The organism is Rhodococcus sp. W8901 (assembly GCF_013348805.1).
GTDB lineage: Bacteria > Actinomycetota > Actinomycetes > Mycobacteriales > Mycobacteriaceae > Prescottella.
Genome location: NZ_CP054690.1, coordinates 2,510,776 through 2,528,729, shown reverse-complemented (window position 1 = coordinate 2,528,729; position 17,954 = coordinate 2,510,776). Strand labels below are relative to the sequence as shown.

General features: G+C 67.3%; 15 protein-coding genes and 5 tRNA genes. 8 read left to right on the top strand and 12 right to left on the bottom strand.

The window, feature by feature from the left end:
- Positions 1 to 41: 41 nt before the first annotated feature.
- Positions 42 to 794, bottom strand: a complete 753-nt coding sequence (locus HUN07_RS11980; protein ID WP_114722626.1) for a YebC/PmpR family DNA-binding transcriptional regulator — start codon at positions 792 to 794, stop codon at positions 42 to 44.
- Positions 795 to 1,087: 293 nt separating this feature from the next.
- Here HUN07_RS11980 and HUN07_RS11975 point away from each other — a divergent pair, with 293 nt between their 5' ends.
- Positions 1,088 to 2,122 (top strand): alpha/beta hydrolase, encoded by a 1,035-nt coding sequence (locus HUN07_RS11975; RefSeq protein WP_174909866.1) that lies wholly within the window; start codon positions 1,088 to 1,090, stop codon positions 2,120 to 2,122.
- A 30-nt stretch (positions 2,123 to 2,152) separates the two neighbouring features.
- Here the strand turns inward: HUN07_RS11975 and pdxT are convergent, their stop codons facing one another.
- From pdxT to HUN07_RS11925, 10 genes are all read right to left on the bottom strand, one after another.
- Positions 2,153 to 2,758 carry a pyridoxal 5'-phosphate synthase glutaminase subunit PdxT gene (gene pdxT / locus HUN07_RS11970; RefSeq protein WP_174909864.1) on the bottom strand — a complete coding sequence of 202 codons (606 nt, stop codon included), beginning with the start codon at positions 2,756 to 2,758 and terminating at the stop codon, positions 2,153 to 2,155.
- 90 nt (positions 2,759 to 2,848) lie between these two features.
- Positions 2,849 to 3,670, bottom strand: a complete 822-nt coding sequence (locus tag HUN07_RS11965) for an acyl-CoA thioesterase (RefSeq protein WP_174909862.1) — start codon at positions 3,668 to 3,670, stop codon at positions 2,849 to 2,851.
- 108 nt (positions 3,671 to 3,778) lie between these two features.
- Positions 3,779 to 4,681 (bottom strand): pyridoxal 5'-phosphate synthase lyase subunit PdxS, encoded by a 903-nt coding sequence (gene pdxS / locus HUN07_RS11960; protein ID WP_174909860.1) that lies wholly within the window; start codon positions 4,679 to 4,681, stop codon positions 3,779 to 3,781.
- A 159-nt stretch (positions 4,682 to 4,840) separates the two neighbouring features.
- Positions 4,841 to 5,857 (bottom strand): NUDIX hydrolase, encoded by a 1,017-nt coding sequence (locus tag HUN07_RS11955; RefSeq protein WP_114724169.1) that lies wholly within the window; start codon positions 5,855 to 5,857, stop codon positions 4,841 to 4,843.
- Entirely contained in the window at positions 5,854 to 6,981 is a 1,128-nt protein-coding gene (locus HUN07_RS11950; RefSeq protein WP_114724170.1) for a glycosyltransferase family 4 protein, read from the bottom strand. The genes HUN07_RS11955 and HUN07_RS11950 overlap by 4 nt, the downstream gene beginning before the upstream one ends.
- Positions 6,978 to 7,883, bottom strand: a complete 906-nt coding sequence (locus HUN07_RS11945; RefSeq protein ID WP_174909858.1) for a phosphatidylinositol mannoside acyltransferase — start codon at positions 7,881 to 7,883, stop codon at positions 6,978 to 6,980. The genes HUN07_RS11950 and HUN07_RS11945 overlap by 4 nt, the downstream gene beginning before the upstream one ends.
- A complete protein-coding gene (gene pgsA, locus HUN07_RS11940) occupies positions 7,880 to 8,572 on the bottom strand; it encodes a phosphatidylinositol phosphate synthase (protein WP_114724172.1) in 693 nt (230 codons plus the stop codon). Before pgsA ends, HUN07_RS11945 begins: the two co-directional genes overlap by 4 nt.
- A 103-nt stretch (positions 8,573 to 8,675) precedes the next feature.
- Positions 8,676 to 9,236, bottom strand: coding sequence for an HIT family protein (locus tag HUN07_RS11935; protein ID WP_302675483.1), 561 nt, complete (start codon positions 9,234 to 9,236; stop codon positions 8,676 to 8,678).
- Entirely contained in the window at positions 9,233 to 11,284 is a 2,052-nt protein-coding gene (thrS, locus tag HUN07_RS11930; protein ID WP_114724174.1) for a threonine--tRNA ligase, read from the bottom strand. The genes HUN07_RS11935 and thrS overlap by 4 nt, the downstream gene beginning before the upstream one ends.
- Positions 11,285 to 11,394: 110 nt before the next feature.
- Positions 11,395 to 11,805: a TIGR02611 family protein gene (locus tag HUN07_RS11925; RefSeq protein WP_174914651.1), complete on the bottom strand. Its 411-nt coding sequence runs from the start codon at positions 11,803 to 11,805 to the stop codon at positions 11,395 to 11,397.
- 415 nt (positions 11,806 to 12,220) lie between these two features.
- Between HUN07_RS11925 and HUN07_RS11920 the strand changes: the two genes are divergently transcribed.
- From HUN07_RS11920 to HUN07_RS11910, 3 genes are read left to right on the top strand one after another with little or no spacing between them, the layout of a single operon-like run.
- The gene (locus HUN07_RS11920) at positions 12,221 to 13,471 is read left to right on the top strand and encodes a hypothetical protein (RefSeq protein WP_254622908.1); all 1,251 of its coding nucleotides are present in this window, start codon (positions 12,221 to 12,223) and stop codon (positions 13,469 to 13,471) included.
- A 55-nt stretch (positions 13,472 to 13,526) separates the two neighbouring features.
- Complete coding sequence (locus HUN07_RS11915) at positions 13,527 to 14,534, top strand: transporter substrate-binding domain-containing protein (RefSeq protein ID WP_254622907.1); 1,008 nt, start codon at positions 13,527 to 13,529, stop codon at positions 14,532 to 14,534.
- A gap of 4 nt (positions 14,535 to 14,538) precedes the next feature.
- Positions 14,539 to 16,890 carry a serine/threonine-protein kinase gene (locus HUN07_RS11910; protein ID WP_174909852.1) on the top strand — a complete coding sequence of 784 codons (2,352 nt, stop codon included), beginning with the start codon at positions 14,539 to 14,541 and terminating at the stop codon, positions 16,888 to 16,890.
- 103 nt (positions 16,891 to 16,993) lie between these two features.
- Here the strand turns inward: HUN07_RS11910 and HUN07_RS11905 are convergent.
- A tRNA-Val gene (locus HUN07_RS11905) sits at positions 16,994 to 17,065 on the bottom strand.
- Positions 17,066 to 17,535: 470 nt separating this feature from the next.
- Here HUN07_RS11905 and HUN07_RS11900 point away from each other — a divergent pair.
- The 4 genes from HUN07_RS11900 to HUN07_RS11885 all read left to right on the top strand — a co-directional run bounded on the left by HUN07_RS11900 (position 17,536) and on the right by HUN07_RS11885 (position 17,901).
- Positions 17,536 to 17,608 (top strand) — tRNA-Gly (locus HUN07_RS11900).
- 25 nt (positions 17,609 to 17,633) lie between these two features.
- A tRNA-Cys gene (locus HUN07_RS11895) sits at positions 17,634 to 17,704 on the top strand.
- A 1-nt stretch (position 17,705) separates the two neighbouring features.
- Positions 17,706 to 17,780, top strand: a tRNA-Val gene (locus HUN07_RS11890).
- 45 nt (positions 17,781 to 17,825) lie between these two features.
- Positions 17,826 to 17,901, top strand: a tRNA-Gly gene (locus HUN07_RS11885).
- The last annotated feature ends 53 nt before the right edge of the window (positions 17,902 to 17,954 follow it).

Genomic DNA, 17,954 nt, shown 5'->3' with positions numbered 1-17,954 from the left:
CACGCAGCCGGGCGCCGGAGCGTCCGCTGCGCGAGGTGGAACTACGCGTCGAGTTCGGCGAGAACCTCGTCGGAGACGTCCACGTTGGTGTAGACGTTCTGGACGTCGTCGGATTCCTCGAGAGCGTCGACCAGCTTGAACACCTTGCGGGCGCCCTCGACGTCGACGGGGACCTCCACGGATGCCCGGAAGTCGGGGTCGGCCGACTCGTAGTCGACGCCGGCATCGACGAGCGCGGTGCGCACGGGGATCAGGTCCCCGGCCTCGCACACGATCTCGAACGAGTCGCCAAGATCGTTGATCTCCTCGGCGCCGGCCTCGAGCACGATCTCCAGAAGATCGTCCTCGGTGCGACCGTTCTTCTCGAGCACCACGACGCCCTTGCGGGTGAAGAGGTAGGACACCGAGCCCGGATCGGCCATGTTGCCGCCGTTGCGGGTCATCGCGGTACGGACCTCACCGGCCGCACGGTTGCGGTTGTCGGTGAGACATTCGATGAGCACCGCGACACCGTTCGGGCCGTAGCCCTCGTACATGATGGTCTGCCAGTCCGCGCCGCCCGCCTCTTCACCGGCACCGCGCTTGCGCGCACGCTCGATGTTGTCGTTGGGAACCGAGGTCTTCTTGGCCTTCTGGATGGCGTCGTACAGCGTCGGGTTGCCCGCCGGGTCACCGCCACCGGTACGAGCCGCCACCTCGATGTTCTTGATCAGCTTCGCGAAGGCTTTGCCGCGCTTGGCGTCGATCACGGCCTTCTTGTGCTTGGTGGTGGCCCATTTGGAGTGGCCGCTCATTCGTGGGAGCCCCTTCCTGCAGTGCGCCGTGGCAGATACGACAAATCCCACGACGAAATCGACTGCACATTTGTCGGATGTTCGATGCTACCTGCATACCTCTCCACGCCGGATACACCGCCTCCGAGTGAAGGTCACGATCCGATACCTCTTGATAGGTTCGGTGGACAGTCCGTCCGGTTCGTTGGAAGCCTTCCAGGGACATCCGTGACTGGACATCGATGACGACGGAACGGCATTTCGCGCGGGGGCGCACACGACAACATGCCGGGCCGTTGGGGGAAGGCGAACGAATGCGCACTGACAGAGCAGGTTTCTCGAAGCGACTGAAGAAGCGTCTGATCGGTGTCGCAGCAGCGGCACTCGCGCTTCCGCTGTTCGCGGCCATCGCTGGGGCCCCGGTCGCATCGGCCGCGCCGGCGGGCGGCTACGAGGAAGTGTTCGTCAATTCGGAGATGGGCCCGATCAAGGTCCAGATCCAGTGGGCGTCGCGCGGCGGGAACGCCGCGCTGTACCTGCTCGACGGCATGCGCGCCCGCGACGACGCGAACGCGTGGAGCTTCGAGACCAACGCGTTCGACCAGTTCCGCCTCGACAACGTCACCCTGGTGTTGCCGGTCGGCGGCCAGTCCAGCTTCTATTCGGACTGGTACGCGCCCAGCAACTTCAACGGGCAGAAGATCACTTACAAGTGGGAAACGTTCCTCACCCGGGATCTGCCCGCGTACCTCGAAACCCGCGGCGTCTCGCGCAGCAACAACGCGGTGACCGGTCTGTCGATGGGCGGCTCGGCCGCACTGACCCTCGCCGCGTATCACCGCGACCAGTTCAAGTTCGCCGGTTCGTACTCCGGCTACCTCAATCTGTCGGCTCCCGGCATGCGCGAGTTGATCCGCATCGCGATGCTCGACTCCGGTGGCTACAACTCCGACTCGATGTGGGGTCCGCCCTGGAACGGGGCCTGGATGCGCAACGACCCGTTCGTGTTCGCACCGCAGCTTCGCGGCCTGTCGCTGTACATCGCGTCGGGCAACGGACTGCCCGGACAGTACGACGCCCCAGGTGCGCTGCTCGGCTCACTGGGATCGTCCGACCTGTCGGGATCGCTGGGCTCGTCCGGCTCGGTGACCTCGTTCAACACGTCCAACGCCATGGGACTCGAGACGATCGCCTGGGCGAACACGCGCTCATTCCAGGTTCGGTTGGACAGCCTCGGTATTCCCGCGACGTACGACTTCACCCCCCGCGGCACCCACGCGTGGGGGTACTGGTCGGAGGAACTGTGGAAGTCCCGTCCCCAGATCCTGGACACCCTGAACGCGTGGTGACGGTCGCCCGCCGGTGACCCGGTGCGGGGGTCAGTTCCCCCGCACCATGTCCACGAAAAGCCCGTGCACACGCCGGTCCCCGGTGACCTCGGGATGGAACGACGTGGCCAGGACAGCGCCCTGCCGCACCGCGACGATGTGTCCGGCGGCAGGGCCTTCCGGTACCCGCGCCAGCACGTCGACGCCGGGACCGACCCGCTCCACCCACGGGGCGCGGATGAACACGGCGCGTACCGGGTCGCCGTCGATGCCGTCGAAATCGAGATCGGCCTCGAACGAATCCACCTGGCGACCGAAAGCGTTGCGCCGCACCGCCATATCGAGACCGTTGAGGTGCTCGGCGTCGGGCCGCGTGTCGAGGACTTCACTGGCGAGCAGGATCATGCCCGCGCACGAACCGTAGGCGGGCATGCCGGCCTTGAGTCGGGCACGGAGCGGCTCGAGCAGTTCGAAGACCGTCAGCAACCGACTCATGGTCGTCGACTCACCGCCCGGAATGACCAGTCCGTCCACGGATTCGAGTTCCGCGAGCCTGCGCACACCGATCGCTCGCGCCCCACTCGATTCGAGTGCCGCGAGGTGTTCGCGAACGTCGCCTTGTAGTGCGAGCACGCCGATCGTCGGTTGATTTGTCACGAGTGAAATTCCTGCACTATTCGAGGCTATTGACCCCGGAAACGCTATCAGCCGCGCGAGGACGCCGGTGCACGCGCCGGACGCCCGCGATCAGTCCCGCCGCAGGAACCGGGTGAGCCCTTCCTGAACCACCGCGGCCACCAGAACACCTTCGCGGTTGAAGATGCGGCCCTGGGTGAGCGCGCGCCCGAAGCCCGCCGACGGCGACGACTGGTCGTAGAGGAGCCAGTCGTCGGCCCGGAACGGCCGCATGAACCACAACGCGTGATCGAGTGACGCGCTCTGGATCTGCGCGTCCGGATGGGTGGTGCTCGCCGAGGCCAGCAGCGTCATGTCACTCATGTACGCGAGGGTGCAGATGTGGAAGACGGGGTCGTCCGGGAGCGCCTCGCGGGACCGGAACCACACCTGCTGCTGCACCGGCACCCCGCGACGGCGCTGGATCTGCTCGGCCGGCACGTACCGCAGGTCCCAATCGGCCCACTCGCGGAACTCCCACGACTGCTCCTCCGACGTGAGGGTCGACGCGTCCGGCAGGTCCTCCGGATCGGGCACCGGCGGCATCTCGTCCCGGTGCTCGATTCCCTCGTCGAGGACGTGGAACGAGGCGGACATCGTGAAGATCGCCTGGCCGTCCTGAACTGCTGTGACCCGCCGCGTCACGAACGAGCGGCCGTCCCGGATCCGGTCCACCAGGTAGACGATCGGCATCACCGGGTTGCCCGGGCGCAGGAAGTACCCGTGCAGCGAATGGACGTGGAACTGTTCGTCCACGGTGCGCACCGCGGACACCAGCGCCTGGCCGGCCACCTGGCCGCCGAAGGTCCGCGGGAGCATCGTCTCGGTTGCGAAACCGCGGAAGATGTCCTTCTCGAGTCGCTCGAGTTCCAGGATCTGTTCGATCTTCGCCATGACGGTCCCTTTCGCCGATGGATCAGGCTAGCAACGCGCAAAGAGAAACGCGGTGAGGGCCGCTTCGGGCCCTCACCGCGTCAGAGATCTCGATCGACCGAAGTCAGATCACCAGCCGCGCTCGGCGAGGCGGTGCGGCTGCGGGATGTCGTCGACGTTGATGCCGACCATGGCCTCGCCGAGTCCGCGGGAGACCTTGGCGAGCACGTCGGGGTCGTCGTGGAAGGTGGTGGCCTTGACGATCGCGGCGGCGCGCTCGGCGGGGTTGCCGGACTTGAAGATGCCGGAGCCGACGAACACGCCCTCGGCGCCGAGCTGCATCATCATCGCCGCGTCCGCGGGGGTCGCGATGCCGCCGGCGGTGAACAGGGTGACGGGCAGCTTGCCGGCCTTGGCGACCTCGACGACGAGGTCGTAGGGGGCCTGCAGTTCCTTGGCCGCGACGTACAGTTCGTCCTCGGGCAGCGAGGTCAGGCGGCGGATCTCCTGGCGGATCTTGCGCATGTGGGTGGTGGCGTTGGAGACGTCGCCGGTGCCGGCCTCGCCCTTGGAGCGGATCATCGCCGCGCCTTCGTTGATGCGACGCAGGGCCTCGCCGAGGTTGGTGGCGCCACACACGAACGGGACGGTGAACGAGAACTTGTCGATGTGGTTCTCGTAGTCGGCCGGGGTGAGGACCTCGGACTCGTCGATGTAGTCCACGCCGAGGGACTGCAGGATCTGCGCCTCGACGAAGTGGCCGATGCGGGCCTTGGCCATCACGGGGATGGAGACGGCCTCGATGATGCCGTCGATCATGTCCGGGTCCGACATGCGCGAGACGCCGCCCTGCGCGCGGATGTCGGCGGGCACACGCTCGAGCGCCATGACCGCGACAGCGCCGGCGTCCTCGGCGATCTTGGCCTGCTCGGCGGTGACCACGTCCATGATGACGCCGCCCTTGAGCATCTCGGCCATGCCCCGCTTGACGCGTGCAGTGCCGGTAGTGGGGGTGGTGTCGGGGGTGCTCACAGCAAACTCCTGGGTTCTCGCCGGCTTCGGATGAAGATCTGACACTTCTGACGCTGACGGGCCGTCGCGGCACCGCAGCGCATTGGCAATTCTAGGACGCCGTCGCGGAACCACCCATATCCAGTGCCAGATAGCTGGCTTGCTGTGGCGTCGGTCACATCACCGGATCGCGCGAACCTCGGGTTCTTCGATCCGGATAACCGCCATGTTCGCCTCCTCCAGCAGATCGGGCAGATCCTGCGGATACACCGCCTCCCCACCGTTCTGGATCGCACGGATCTCGGCCCCGGTGCACCACCGGTGTTCGCTGATCGTGCGCTGTTCCAGTTCGGTGAATCCGCCTCGGTGCGGGACGAACTCGTCGGTCTGCGCGGCGAAGAACAGTTCCTCGGACCGGATCAGTTCACCCGCGAACGGGAAGATCGCGACGCGCCGCCACAACGGACCGCGCAGGGCGTCCGGCGGGACCACACGACCGGTCTCCTCCTCGATCTCACGCACCGCCGCCGCACGGAGGGTCTCCCCCGTCTCCACGGCACCGCCGATCGTGAACCAGAACGACACCTCGGGGGTCGCGGGATCGTGGCCCCGCATGAGCAGGACCCGACCGTTGCGGTCGAGCAGCACCACCCGCGCCGAGGTCCGGACCTCGGCGAGCTCGAGCCCCGACGGCTCGGACCGTTCGGCGATCTCGAAGTACGTCGGCAGCGGTGCGGTACCGCCCAGGTGGAGCCACCGCACCGGTCGGCGCGTGCGCAGGGCGAGGGTGTCGCGCACGGCGTCGTTGTGGAAGCGCCGCGCGATCAGTACCCGCGCCTCGGCGTCGGCCAGCTCGGCGACCAGCTGGGGTCGCAGACGATGGGTGTCGAGCGCCGTCAGAGCGCCGGACAGCGCGTTCTCGGCGACCTCTCGATGCGCCCGGTCCGCCCGTTCGGCCTGGTCCGCCAACGCCGACAGTCGCTTGCCCTCGACCGAGGTGGACGTCATCGCCGACGCGATCGCGCGGACCACGACGGCCCGGCGCGCGAGCGCGGCATCGAGGGCCTGCCAGGACAGATCGGAGCGCACGTGCAACCGGTCGAGCCGATTGGCGGTCGCATAGGCCCACGCCCCGACCGTCACGATCACCGCGGCAACCAGCGCGAGGATCAGGATCGTCATCGCGGAGAATGTCACGAGCGAACCTCACGGACGCCGCTGCCGCCGACGGTGACCGTCTCGTAGACCCGCAGGATCTGCTCGGCGACCACCGGCCAGTCGTACTCGGCCACCACCACACTCGCCACGTCGGTGAGCGCGCGACGGCGGCCGTCGTCGCCGAGGACGCCGTCGATCGCGGCGGCGAGCGACACCGAGTCGCCGACCGGCACCAACAGGCCCGCGGTGCCGTCGCGCAGCACCCGGCGGAACGCGTCCAGTTCGCTGGCCACGACCGGGGTCCCGGCGGCCATCGCCTCCACCAGCACGATGCCGAAGCTCTCGCCGCCGAGGTTGGGCGCGCAGTACACGTCGGCGCTGCGCAGCGCCGACGCCTTCTCCGCGTCGCTCACCTGCCCGAGCAGGCGCAGGTGCCGGGCGTACCGTCCGGCTTCCTTGCGGAGTTTGTCCTCGTCGCCGCGACCCACCACGAGAATCTCGATGTCCGGGTACTTCTCGGCGAGCGTCGGCAGCGCCCCCAACAACACCGCCATGCCCTTGCGGGATTCGTCGTAGCGTCCGAGGAACAGGACCGTCTTGCCGGGGCGCGGATAGCCGGGCAGCGGTACGGCGTTCGCGAACGCCGGCACATCCACGCCGTTCGGGATCTCCACCGCATCGGAGCCGAGCGACTCGACCTGCCAGCGACGCGCCAGTTCCGACACCGCGATCCGGCCGCTGATCTTCTCGAGATAGGGCTGTAGGACGCCCTGGAAAGTGCTGAGCACCAACGATTTCGTGGTGGACGTGTGGAACGTCGCGACGATCGGCCCCTCCGCGATCTTCATTGCGAGCATCGACAGGCTCGGCGCGTTGGGTTCGTGGATGTGGAGCACGTCGAAATCGTTGTCGGCGATCCAGCGGCGCACCCGCGCATAGGAGACGGGGCCGAACGTCAGTCGGGCCACCGAACCGTTGTAGGGAATCGCGACGGCCCGACCGGCCGAGACCACGAAATCCGGGAGTTCGGTGCCCTCGGACGCCGGCGCGAGGACGCTCACCTTGTGACCGCGTTCGATCAGCACCTGTGCCAGTTCGACGACGTGCGCCTGCACACCGCCCGGAACGTCGAAGGAGTACGGGCAGACCATGCCGATCTTCATCGCGACTCCATCCGGGCCCGGCGGGCTGCCGACAGGTCGTCCATCCACAGCGGTTGGAGCATGTGCCAGTCTGCCGGGTGCGCCGCGATGTTCGTCTCGAAACGCGACGCCAACGCCTGGGTGGCGGCGCTCAGCCCGCCCGAGACGTCGATCGGCGGATCGACCGAGAAACCCCAACCGTCGTCCGTGAACCAGCAGTGCACGGGCAACAGGGCCGCACCGGTTTCGATCGCGAGCTTCGCCGGCCCGGCGGGCATCCGGGTCGGTTCACCGAAGAACGTGACCGGAACCCCCCTGGCGGCCAGGTCCCGCTCGCCGAGCAGGCACACGATCTTGTTGTCCCGCAGGCGTGCCGCGAGCTCGCCGAACGGCGGGGTCTCGCCACCGCTGAGTGGGAAGATCTCGAATCCGAGCCCCTCGCGGTAGTCGACGAAGCGCTGGTACAGCGACTCCGGCTTCAGGCGTTCGGCCACGGTCGACAGACCACCCCAGTTCTGGGTGCACCACACGCCGGCCATGTCCCAGTTGCCGGTGTGTGGCAAGGCCAGTACCGCACCGCGGCCCTGGGCCATCGCGTGTTCGAGGTACTCCTGACCCTCGACACTCGAATCGATCGCCGCCGCGGTCGCCTCCAGATCCATCGACGGCAGGCGGAACGCTTCCCGCCAGTAGCGGGCGTACGACCGGAGGGAGTCCCGGATCACCTCGTCCGGCACGTCCTCGGCTGGCACACCCAGCACCCGAGCGAGGTTCCGGCGCAACTGCTGCGGGCCACCGTTCCGGCGTGCCGCGAAGTCGGCACCCGCGTCGAACAATGCCGTTGCCACCCGCTCGGGCAGGGCTCGGACGACGCGCCACCCCGTCGCGTAGCCGAGATCCGTCACCCGTTCCGAGAAACTCACGACGCGGATTCCTCTCCGCCACCGGGCTTCTCGTCGACACCCTTCGGTGCGATCGGCAGCAGATCCCGCGCACCCGCCGAATTACGTACCGCGAGGACACGCTGGAAGACGGTGATGATGCTCGCGACGGCGAGGATCCACATCGCGACGTAGACCGCCCAGTGCAACCAGCCGATGTCGAAATGTCCTGCGATACCGGTGAGTCCGGCACCGACGAGCACGATGATCAACCGGTCCGGACGCTCGATGAGCCCACCGTCCGCGGACAGGCCGCTGGCCTCCGCCCGCGCCTTCGCGTACGAGATCACCTGCGAGCTCACGAGGCAGATCAATGTCGCGATCAGCAGGCTCTTGCTGTTCTCGTGGTAGACGGCCCACCACGCCAGACCGGCGAAGATCGCGCCGTCGGCGATCCGGTCGCACGTGGCATCGAGCACCGCCCCGTAGCGCGTGCCGCCCCCTCGGGCACGCGCCATGGCACCGTCGAGCATGTCGAACATCACGAAGAACCAGATGAAGATGGTTCCCCAGAACAAATGACCGGACGGGAAGAGCGTGAGCGCACCCGCGATACTCGCGACGGTGCCGATCACCGTCACCGTGTCCGGCGTCAGCCCGGTCTTCACCAGTGCCTGACCCATCGGCGCCGTCACCTTGGACACCGACGCACGGCCGAAGAAACTCAGCATTCCGCTCCCCCCTCTCGCCACCGGTAGAGGTGCCGGGCCCTGTCGGACCCGGCTTCCGATCCTGCCATTCCGAATCCCCGAGGGACCCGGCCGACTCTGTCGATCACTCGTTCCAGGCCCCCGCGAGCAGCGCACGCGTCTCGCGCAGCAACTGCGGCATCACCTTCGCACCCCCGAGGATGGTGATGAAGTTCGCGTCCCCACCCCAGCGCGGAACGATGTGCTGGTGCAGGTGCTCGGCCAGCGAACCTCCGGCCGCCGCCCCGAGATTGAGTCCTACGTTGAAGCCGTCCGGACGCGAGACCCGCTTGATGACCCGGATCGCCTTCTGCGTGAACGCCATCAGCTCGGCGCTCTCCTCCGGCGTCAGATCCTCGATCGCCGCGACCCGCCGGTACGGCACCACCATCAGGTGACCGGGGTTGTACGGGTACAGGTTGAGCACCGCGTACACCGACTCGCCACGAGCGACGATGAGCCCCTCTTCGTCGCTCATCTTCGGGATCTCGCTGAACGGGCCCTCGCTCGTGCTGGACGTCTTGGGCGCCTCCGCGATGTACGACATGCGGTGCGGCGACCACAGCCGCTGCAGCCGATCCGGGTCACCCGGACCCGTGTCGACGAGCGCACCGGCTTCGTTGGTGCCGTTCGACTGCTCGGTCACTGGGCACCGCCGACGAGTTCGGCTGTGGGCGAGGCGTTCTCGCGACGGCCGATCCACGACACGATCGTCTCGACCGCATCCGCGACCGGTACGCCGTTGACCTGGGTGCCGTCACGGAAGCGGAAGCTGACCGCGCCCGCCTCGACGTCCCGCTCGCCCGCGAGCAGCATGAACGGCACCTTCTGGGTGGTGTGGTTCCGGATCTTCTTCTGCATGCGGTCGTCGCTGACGTCCACGTCGGCCCGAACGCCGGCGGCCTTGAGCTGCTTGACGACGTCGAACAGGTGATCCTCGAACGCCTCGGCGACCGGGATACCGACCACCTGGACGGGCGCGAGCCACGCCGGGAACGCGCCCGCGTAGTGCTCGGTGAGCACGCCGAAGAACCGCTCGATCGAGCCGAACAGCGCGCGGTGGATCATCACCGGTCGCTGCTTGGTGCCGTCCGAACCGGTGAACTCGAGGTCGAACCGCTCGGGCAGATTGAAGTCGAGCTGAATGGTCGACATCTGCCAGCTGCGGCCCAGTGCGTCCTGCACCTGCACGGAGATCTTGGGGCCGTAGAACGCGGCTCCGCCCGGATCCGGCACCAGGTTCAGCCCGGACGCCTCACCGACCTCGCGCAGCGTCTCGGTCGCCTCTTCCCACAGCGCGTCGTCGCCCACGAACTTGTCGGGGTTCTTGGTCGACAGCTCCAGGTAGAAGTCGTCGAGGCCGTAGTCCTTGAGCAGGCCCAGCACGAACTTCAGCGTCGTGGTCAGCTCGTCGCGCATCTGCTCCTTGGTGCAGTAGATGTGCGCGTCGTCCTGCGTCATGCCGCGGACGCGCGTGAGGCCGTGCACGACGCCGGACTTCTCGTAGCGGTACACCGAACCGAACTCGAACAGCCGCAGCGGCAGCTCGCGGTACGAACGGCCACGCGACCCGAAGACCAGGTTGTGCATCGGGCAGTTCATCGGCTTGAGGTAGTAGTCCTGGCCCGGCTTGCGCACCGTGCCGTCCTCGTTGAGTTCCTCGTCGATGTGCATCGCCGGGAACATGCCGTCGCGGTACCAGTCGAGGTGACCGGAGACCTCGTACAGATGTCCCTTGGTGATGTGCGGCGAGTAGACGAACTCGTAGCCCTCCTGCACGTGGCGCTGGCGGGAGTAGTTCTCCATCTCCTGACGGATGATGCCGCCCTTGGGGTGGAACACCGGCAGGCCGGAGCCCAGCTCGTCGGGGAAGGAGAACAGGTCCAGCTCGGCACCGAGCTTGCGGTGGTCGCGACGCTCGGCCTCGGCGAGCAGCTCGAGGTGCTTGTCGAGCGCTTCGGTCGACTCCCACGCCGTGCCGTAGACGCGCTGCAGGTCCTCACGGCTCTGATCACCGCGCCAGTACGCGGCCGAGCTGCGGGTGATCTTGAACGCCGGGATGTACTTCGTGGTCGGGATGTGCGGGCCGCGGCACAGGTCCTTCCAGATCACCTCGCCGGTGCGCGGATTGAGGTTGTCGTAGATCGTCAGCTCGTTGCCGCCGACCTCCATGACCTCGGGGTCGTCGATGCCCGACTTGTCGCTGATGAGCTCGAGCTTGAACGGCTCGTTCGCGAGTTCGGTGCGGGCGTCCTCGATGTCGTCGACGACGCGGCGGGAGAAGCGCTGCGCATCCTTGATGATCTTCTTCATCCGCTTCTCGAGCTTCGCCAGATCCTCCGGCGTGAACGGGCGGTCCACCTGGAAGTCGTAGTAGAAGCCGTCCTTGATCGGCGGGCCGATGCCGAGCTTGGCCTCGGGGAACTCCTGCTGCACGGCCTGCGCGAGGACGTGCGCGGCCGAGTGCCGGATCACGCTGCGGCCGTCCTCGGTGTCGGCGGCAACCGCCTCGACCTCGACGTCGACGTCGGGAATCCAGGACAGGTCCTTGAGCTGACCCTCGGCATCGCGGACGACGACGACGGCGTCGGAGCCCTTACCGGGCAGTCCGGCCTCGCGCACCGCCGTGCCCGCGGTCGTCCCGGCGGGCACTCGGACGCGTGCGGCTGGGGTGGCGGATGCGGGCGTGGTCACGGCGATGCGCTCCTAGGTATGAGGGTGTGCCCCGGGATGAGGGGCGATCCCATGTTATCGGCACCGCGTCGCCATCAGTGGCACCGTCCCGCCGTCGCGCCGACAGACGGCTACAGGGGGCTCTCCAACCACGACTGATCGAGCCCCACCCACGTTCCGATCAGGCCGAACGTGCCGAGCACCCACAGAGTCGCGATGACGACGATCGTGGTGAAGAGCACGCCGAGTGCCTTGATGACGACGGACTGGCGCGAGAACCACACCATGAAGCGGTCGTAGCGAGCGCGTACCCAGTGCAGCAATCGGTGCGCCCACGCGAATTCGGACGCGAGGATGCCCAGCCCGGCGAAGACGATCAGCCAACCCGGCCCGGGGTACGGAATTGCCACGATTCCGGCCGAGAGAACGAGGAGACCGACGATCCCGACACCGATCCGGTAGGCGAGATTCAGTGAGGTGTTCGCGGCGATCCGCCGGCGTCGACGGCGCCAGCGGTTCTCGACTTCTTCGAGTGCCTCGATCGGATGGAAGCCGTCGTGGCCCGACCCGGCGCCGGCCTTCCCGCCGACCGTTCGGTCGTTCACAGTTCGGTCACCCACACGTCCACACCCACCGTCGCTTCGAGTTTTCTGCCAGTCGACCTACCGACAGATCCAGCGTACCGACGGCGATGGTCGACCGGATCCACCCGCCACGGCGCCGACGGTAGGAAGATGGGTACGGGCAGACCCGGCCACGTATTCGTTGTCGCATCTCCCGACCGTCGGCGGTGAATCACGCGGATTGGATCGCCACCGTCGGAAGTCGAACCCTCACCGCCCGGGAGGAGTGACGCCGGTGTTTCTCCGCCGCGGTTCCGGCACGGCCGGTCCAGGCCCAACTCTCGACGAAACGCGTCTCATCGATCCCGAGCCCAGTCCTCGGTCGGCGCGCGGGTTGGTCTCCTCCACGCCCGGCAAGCTGGCGCTCATCGGGGTGGGGTTGATCACGATCGTGCTCCTCGCGGGCGCCCTGACTTCCGTCGCGATCGTCGCCCGCGAGAAGCGGATCGACACCCTGCATCTGGAGACAGGGCCACTCACCAACTCCGCCCAGGAGCTCTACAGCTCGCTGTCGATCGCGGATGCGGCCGCCACGGCAGGGTTCCTCTCGGGCAGAGTGGCACCGCAGGCCATCCGATACCGCTACCGTCAGGCGATCGGCGAGGCGTCGACCGCACTGATCTCGGCGGCGAACGGCATCTCGGCGAACGACACGCAGTCGCAGGAGTTGCTCGCGGAGATCTCCAGAGGCCTGTCCACGTACACCGGAATCGCCTCTACTGCACGTGCGAACAGCCGGGTCGGAAACGCGGTCGGGGTCTCGTACATCAACGAGTCTTCCGCGCTGATGCACGACACCATGCTGCCGGCGGCGCAGCATCTGTACACCAAACAGGCCGACGCCCAAGCGAACACCCAACAGAGCCTTGCTCGGCCGCCGTGGACCACGATCGCGCTGTGTATGTTCACGCTGGTCGCGCTGATCGGCGCCCAGATGTATTTGACCAGGCTCAGCCATCGCCGTTTCAATCCGGGCCTGATCGTGGCCTCGGCGTTGATGGCCCTGCTGGCGATCTGGCTGTCGATCGCCGGACTGCTCTCGGCCAACGCCAGCGCAAACGAGATGGCGTCCGCCGAGTCGATGGACGCGCTCGTTCGGGCGCGAATCCTGGCCCAGCAGGCCCGCGCCGACGAGACCTTGGGTCTGCTCCGTCGGGATTCCGACACTCAGAGCGAACAGGAATATGCCCAACACACCGCGGAACTCGCCCGGATACTCGACGGTTTCCGGGCCACGACCGCACAGAACGATGCGGCGGATGCCCAGCTGAACGACGCCATCGCCGCGCTCGACGGCTGGGAGAGCGCCCACCGGGACCAGCGCCAACGACTCGGCGCGGGAGACTACGTCGGCGCGGTCGACGTCGCAGTGGGCGGCGGGCCGCACGATGCGGCGGCGCAGTTCACCCGGCTCGACGACACGTTGGAAAGTGGGATTGCGAGCCTGCGGGGGCAGTCCAGCGAGTACATCGCGCGCTCCTCCTCGTCGCTGAGCCACCTCGACGTCGGCGGTGCGACGCTCGGCGTGCTGTGCGGATTCGCCGTCGGCGCCGGCATCTGGCCCCGTTTGAGCGAGTACCAGTGACAAAGCGAGTACAACTGATGAAGAAGGCCACGGTTTCAGGGGCCACATGATGAGCATGACGGCACGAAGCATCGCGAACATCGCGCGGCGGCCGAAAGGACGTCGCTGGTTGACGGTTGCCTGCGCGGTCGGCGCAAGTGTGCTGGTCGGATGCGCCGACGCCCACCCCCCGCCGCCGACGCCTGTCGGCACCTACACCACGCTGCCCCTGCCGAGCGCGGCGACGATCGTCCCTCCCCCGACGACGACCGTCCCCGGGGTCGCGGACTGCGATGCCACCGCCAGCCTGCGCCCGAGTCCGCCCGGCGTCATTCCTCCCGGAGGCACCGTGTCTGAGATCGTCGCGCGGGGGAAGGTGATCATCGGAGTCGACCAGCGCAACTACCTGTTCAGCAACCGCGACCCCGCCACCGGCACGCTCGAGGGCTTCGACGTGGACATTGCACACGAAGTCGCCCGTGATCTGCTCGGCGACCCCGCGAAGGTCGAGTTCCGGCTGATCAACCCGGCCGACCGGATCAAGTCGGTACAGACTTCCGATGTCGACATGTTCATCATGTCCACGACGATGACCTGTGCCAGGGCTGAACAGATCGCCTTCTCCACCCAGTATTTCGAGGCCCATCAGCGGTTGCTCGTGCCGCGGAACTCCGGGATCAGCGAACCGGCGGACCTGGCGGGCAAGCGGGTGTGTTCCGTGGCCGACACCCCCGCGGTGTACGCCGTGCAGCGGGAAGTGCCCGACGTCGAAATCGTCAGCGTGGTCGACTGGGGTGACTGCCTGGTCGCCATCCAGCAAGGGCAGGTAGATGCGGTGAGCACCGACGACGGCCTCCTGCTCGGTATGGCGGTGCAGGATCCGACGCTGGAGATCGTCGGCCCCGTCATGGAGGTCGCGCCGTACGGCATCGGCATGAACAAGAACGACGACGACCTGGTGCGCTCTGTCAACGGCACGCTCGAGCGCATCGGGAAGGACGGAACGTGGACGCAGATCTACAACCGTTGGCTCACTGCGCTCGGGCCGTCGCCCGGTCCCCCCGCACCCCACTATCAGGACTGACCGGATGACTCCGCCAACGGAAGGCACAGCCGACAGCGCCGCCACCGATCGCGCCGAACCCCCGGACACCACCGCCGCCGATACTGCTGCGACCACTCCCGACACTGCGGCGACCGCCCGTGACGCCGCCACCACCGCTGGCGCGACAGGTGCTGTGCCGCCGCCCCCCAGGTCGAGACGAGCCGGACAACGTGGCGGGCCCCGGGTCACCTCGGGTCACCGAACCATCGGCGACGGACTGGTCGAGATCCCCGTCATCGCGGCGCTCGATCCCTCGTCCGCGGTGCTCAGCAATCCGGTGCTGGCGGAGGACAAACGCTACTGCACCAAGTGCCGCAACCCTGTCGGACGCACGCAGGCAGACGCTACGGCGCCGACCCGGGGTGTGTGCGCGAATTGCGGCACCGGTTTCTCGTTCGGTCCGCGGCTCGAACCAGGCGAATTGGTGGCCGGACAGTACGAGGTGCAGGGCTGCATCGCCCACGGCGGTGTCGGCTGGATCTATATCGCCATCGACCGAAATGTCGACGATCGCTGGGTGGTACTCAAAGGACTGCTGCATGCGGCCGATCCGAAGGCCCAGGCGGTGACGGTCGCCGAACGGCGCTTCCTCGCCGAGGTCACCCATCCGAGCATCGTCAAGATCTTCAATTTCGTCGAGCATCCCGACGCGGACGGCTCCCCCGTCGGGTACATCGTGATGGAGTACATCGGCGGCACCACACTCAAGGACCTGCTCCGCACCAGCGCGGACGAGGTCGGACCGGCACGGATGCTGCCGCTCGACCTGACCCTCGGCTACATCCTGGAGATCCTGCCGGCATTGAGCTACCTGCACTCGATCGGGCTGATCTACAACGACCTCAAGCCCGACAACATCATGGTCAGCGAGGGGCAGGTCAAACTGATCGACATGGGCGCCGTCGCCGGGTTCGAGGACTGCGGATTCATCTACGGAACCCCCGGCTTCCAGGCGCCCGAGATCGTGGCGACCGGGCCCACCGTGGCGAGCGACATCTACACCGTCGGGCGCACCCTCGCGTCGCTCACCGTTGCGCTGCCGACGAAGCAGGGCCGCTACCTCGACGGCCTGCCCGATCCAGCCCACGAACCACTGTTCCAGCAGTACGAGGCGTACTACCGCATGCTGCGGCGGGCCACGAATCCGGACCCGGCCCAACGCTTCTCGTCGATCGACGAGATGTCCACCCAGTTGACCGCGCTCCTGCGCGAGATAACGTCCAGGGAGTCCGGCCGGCCACGACCGGGACTGTCGCAGCAGTTCAGCCCCCCACGCGGGAGCTTCGGCACCGACCTGACTATCCGTCGGACGGATGTGTTCGTCGACGGCCGGCCCCACCACGGGCGCCCGAGCGCGCTCGCAATGGGTCGAGCGTTGCCTGTTCCGCTGGCGGATCCCGCCGATCCCGGGGCCGCGCTACTCACCGCAGCGATGCACAGCACGCCGCGCGAACTCCTCGGCACCCTCCGCGTGGCGCGTGAACGCAGTGCCGCCGCTCCCCGCGGCCGGCTCGGGGACAGCCTGGAACTGCCCCTGATGGAGGTTCGCGCGCACCTCGATCTGGGCGACGCGCAACGGGCCGCTGATCGGCTGGCCGAGCTCGCCCGGGAACACCCGCGCCGCTGGCGGATCAGCTGGTATCAGGGCCTGTGCGACCTGCTCCGCGGGGAGTACGAGGCGGCGTTCTCCCGTTTCGACACGGTGCTCTCGGCGTTGCCCGGCGAATTGGCACCGAAGCTGGCACTGGCCGGGACCGTCGAACTGATCCTGGACCGACGTACCGACAACCGCCTGTCCACCGACTCCCCGGCTGTGGTCGACGAGCAGTGGCGCACGGTGGCCGAGCGGTACTACGGGACCGTATGGCAGACGGACCACAGCCTGGTCAGTGCCGCGTTCGGTCTCGCGCGGCAGCTCGAGGCCCGCGGCGATCGGCAGGGCGCAGTACGGATACTCGACCAGGTACCGCCCGACTCCCGACACTTCGGCGAGGCCCGGCTGACGACCGTATTGGTCCTGGTCGGTCGCCTACCGGTGGCCGAGATCAGCGAACGGGATCTCAAGGAAGCGGCCGATCGGGTCGAGCGGCTACCGGAGACGGAACCTCGCGCACTGCAGATGCGCGCGCACGTGCTCGGCGTGGCAGTGGACTGGCTCGAGTCCGGCCGGTCGGCGGCGCTGCCTCTGATCCTGGGGGCCCAGTTCACCCAGCGCAGCCTGCGCGCCGGCGCCGAGGAGGCGCTGCGAACGCTCGCCCGGAACACCGCCGAGCGCACACACCGATACACGCTGGTCGACCTGGCGAACGCAATCAGACCCACGACATGGGTGTAGCGGTGACCAGATCCACGATTTCCGCCCGAACGCAAAAATCGCCCCTCGGAGAGGGGCGATTCTGCAATCAGCCGTGGCGAACCCCGACCTTGGTTATCTTCTGTGGTCCCGGCTGGGATCGAACCAGCGACCTTCCCGGTGTGAACGGGACGCTCTTCCACTGAGCCACGGGACCGAACCGCGCTAACCACTCGCGGTCGAACGAGACGAAACACTAACACGCACTTGTCGCGAACACGAATCCCCTGGTTGTTATTCGTTTTCGGGCCCGCGACGCCTCGACGTAGGACCGAAGCTCACCGATCGCACCCGACCGCGCGCCGGTCACCGCGCGACCCAGGTCCTCAGGACGGCGCTAGCAGCCACGCTCCCAGGTATGCGCTCGCGCGCACGCGCGCACGTGGGTGAATCACTTCCAGGAGCGCCTCGATGGGCGCGCCACTTCGCCTCGCTTCCGCCCGCTTCGCCGACGCCGGAAAGAACCGTTCGTGCCTGTCGGTCCGGTATTCATCGGGCGTTCACCAGCGCACTCGACCCGAAGGTCTGCCATATTTCGCCGCTGACCTGCTGATTTGTGCCTTTCTCGAATGGTCCGCTAATGTTCTCACCGCACCGGGGAAGCGGAAACGCCCCGCCGGTGCGAATGCGGATGTAGCGCAGCTGGTAGCGCATCACCTTGCCAAGGTGAGGGTCGCGGGTTCGAATCCCGTCATCCGCTCGAGAGGTTGGACTCGACCTTTTATGGTGGAGTGGCCGAGTGGTGAGGCAACGGCCTGCAAAGCCGTGCACACGGGTTCGATTCCCGTCTCCACCTCGCGCGATTAGCTCAGCGGGAGAGCGCTTCCCTGACACGGAAGAGGTCACTGGTTCAATCCCAGTATCGCGCACCAAGTTTCGAGGCAGTATGCTGCTGAGAATCTTGAGTGTTACAACATGCGGATGTAGCGCAGCTGGTAGCGCATCACCTTGCCAAGGTGAGGGTCGCGGGTTCGAATCCCGTCATCCGCTCCACGGTCGGCCCTGGTAGCCGGCCAAGGGAGCCCGGTTTTCCGGGCTTCCGATCT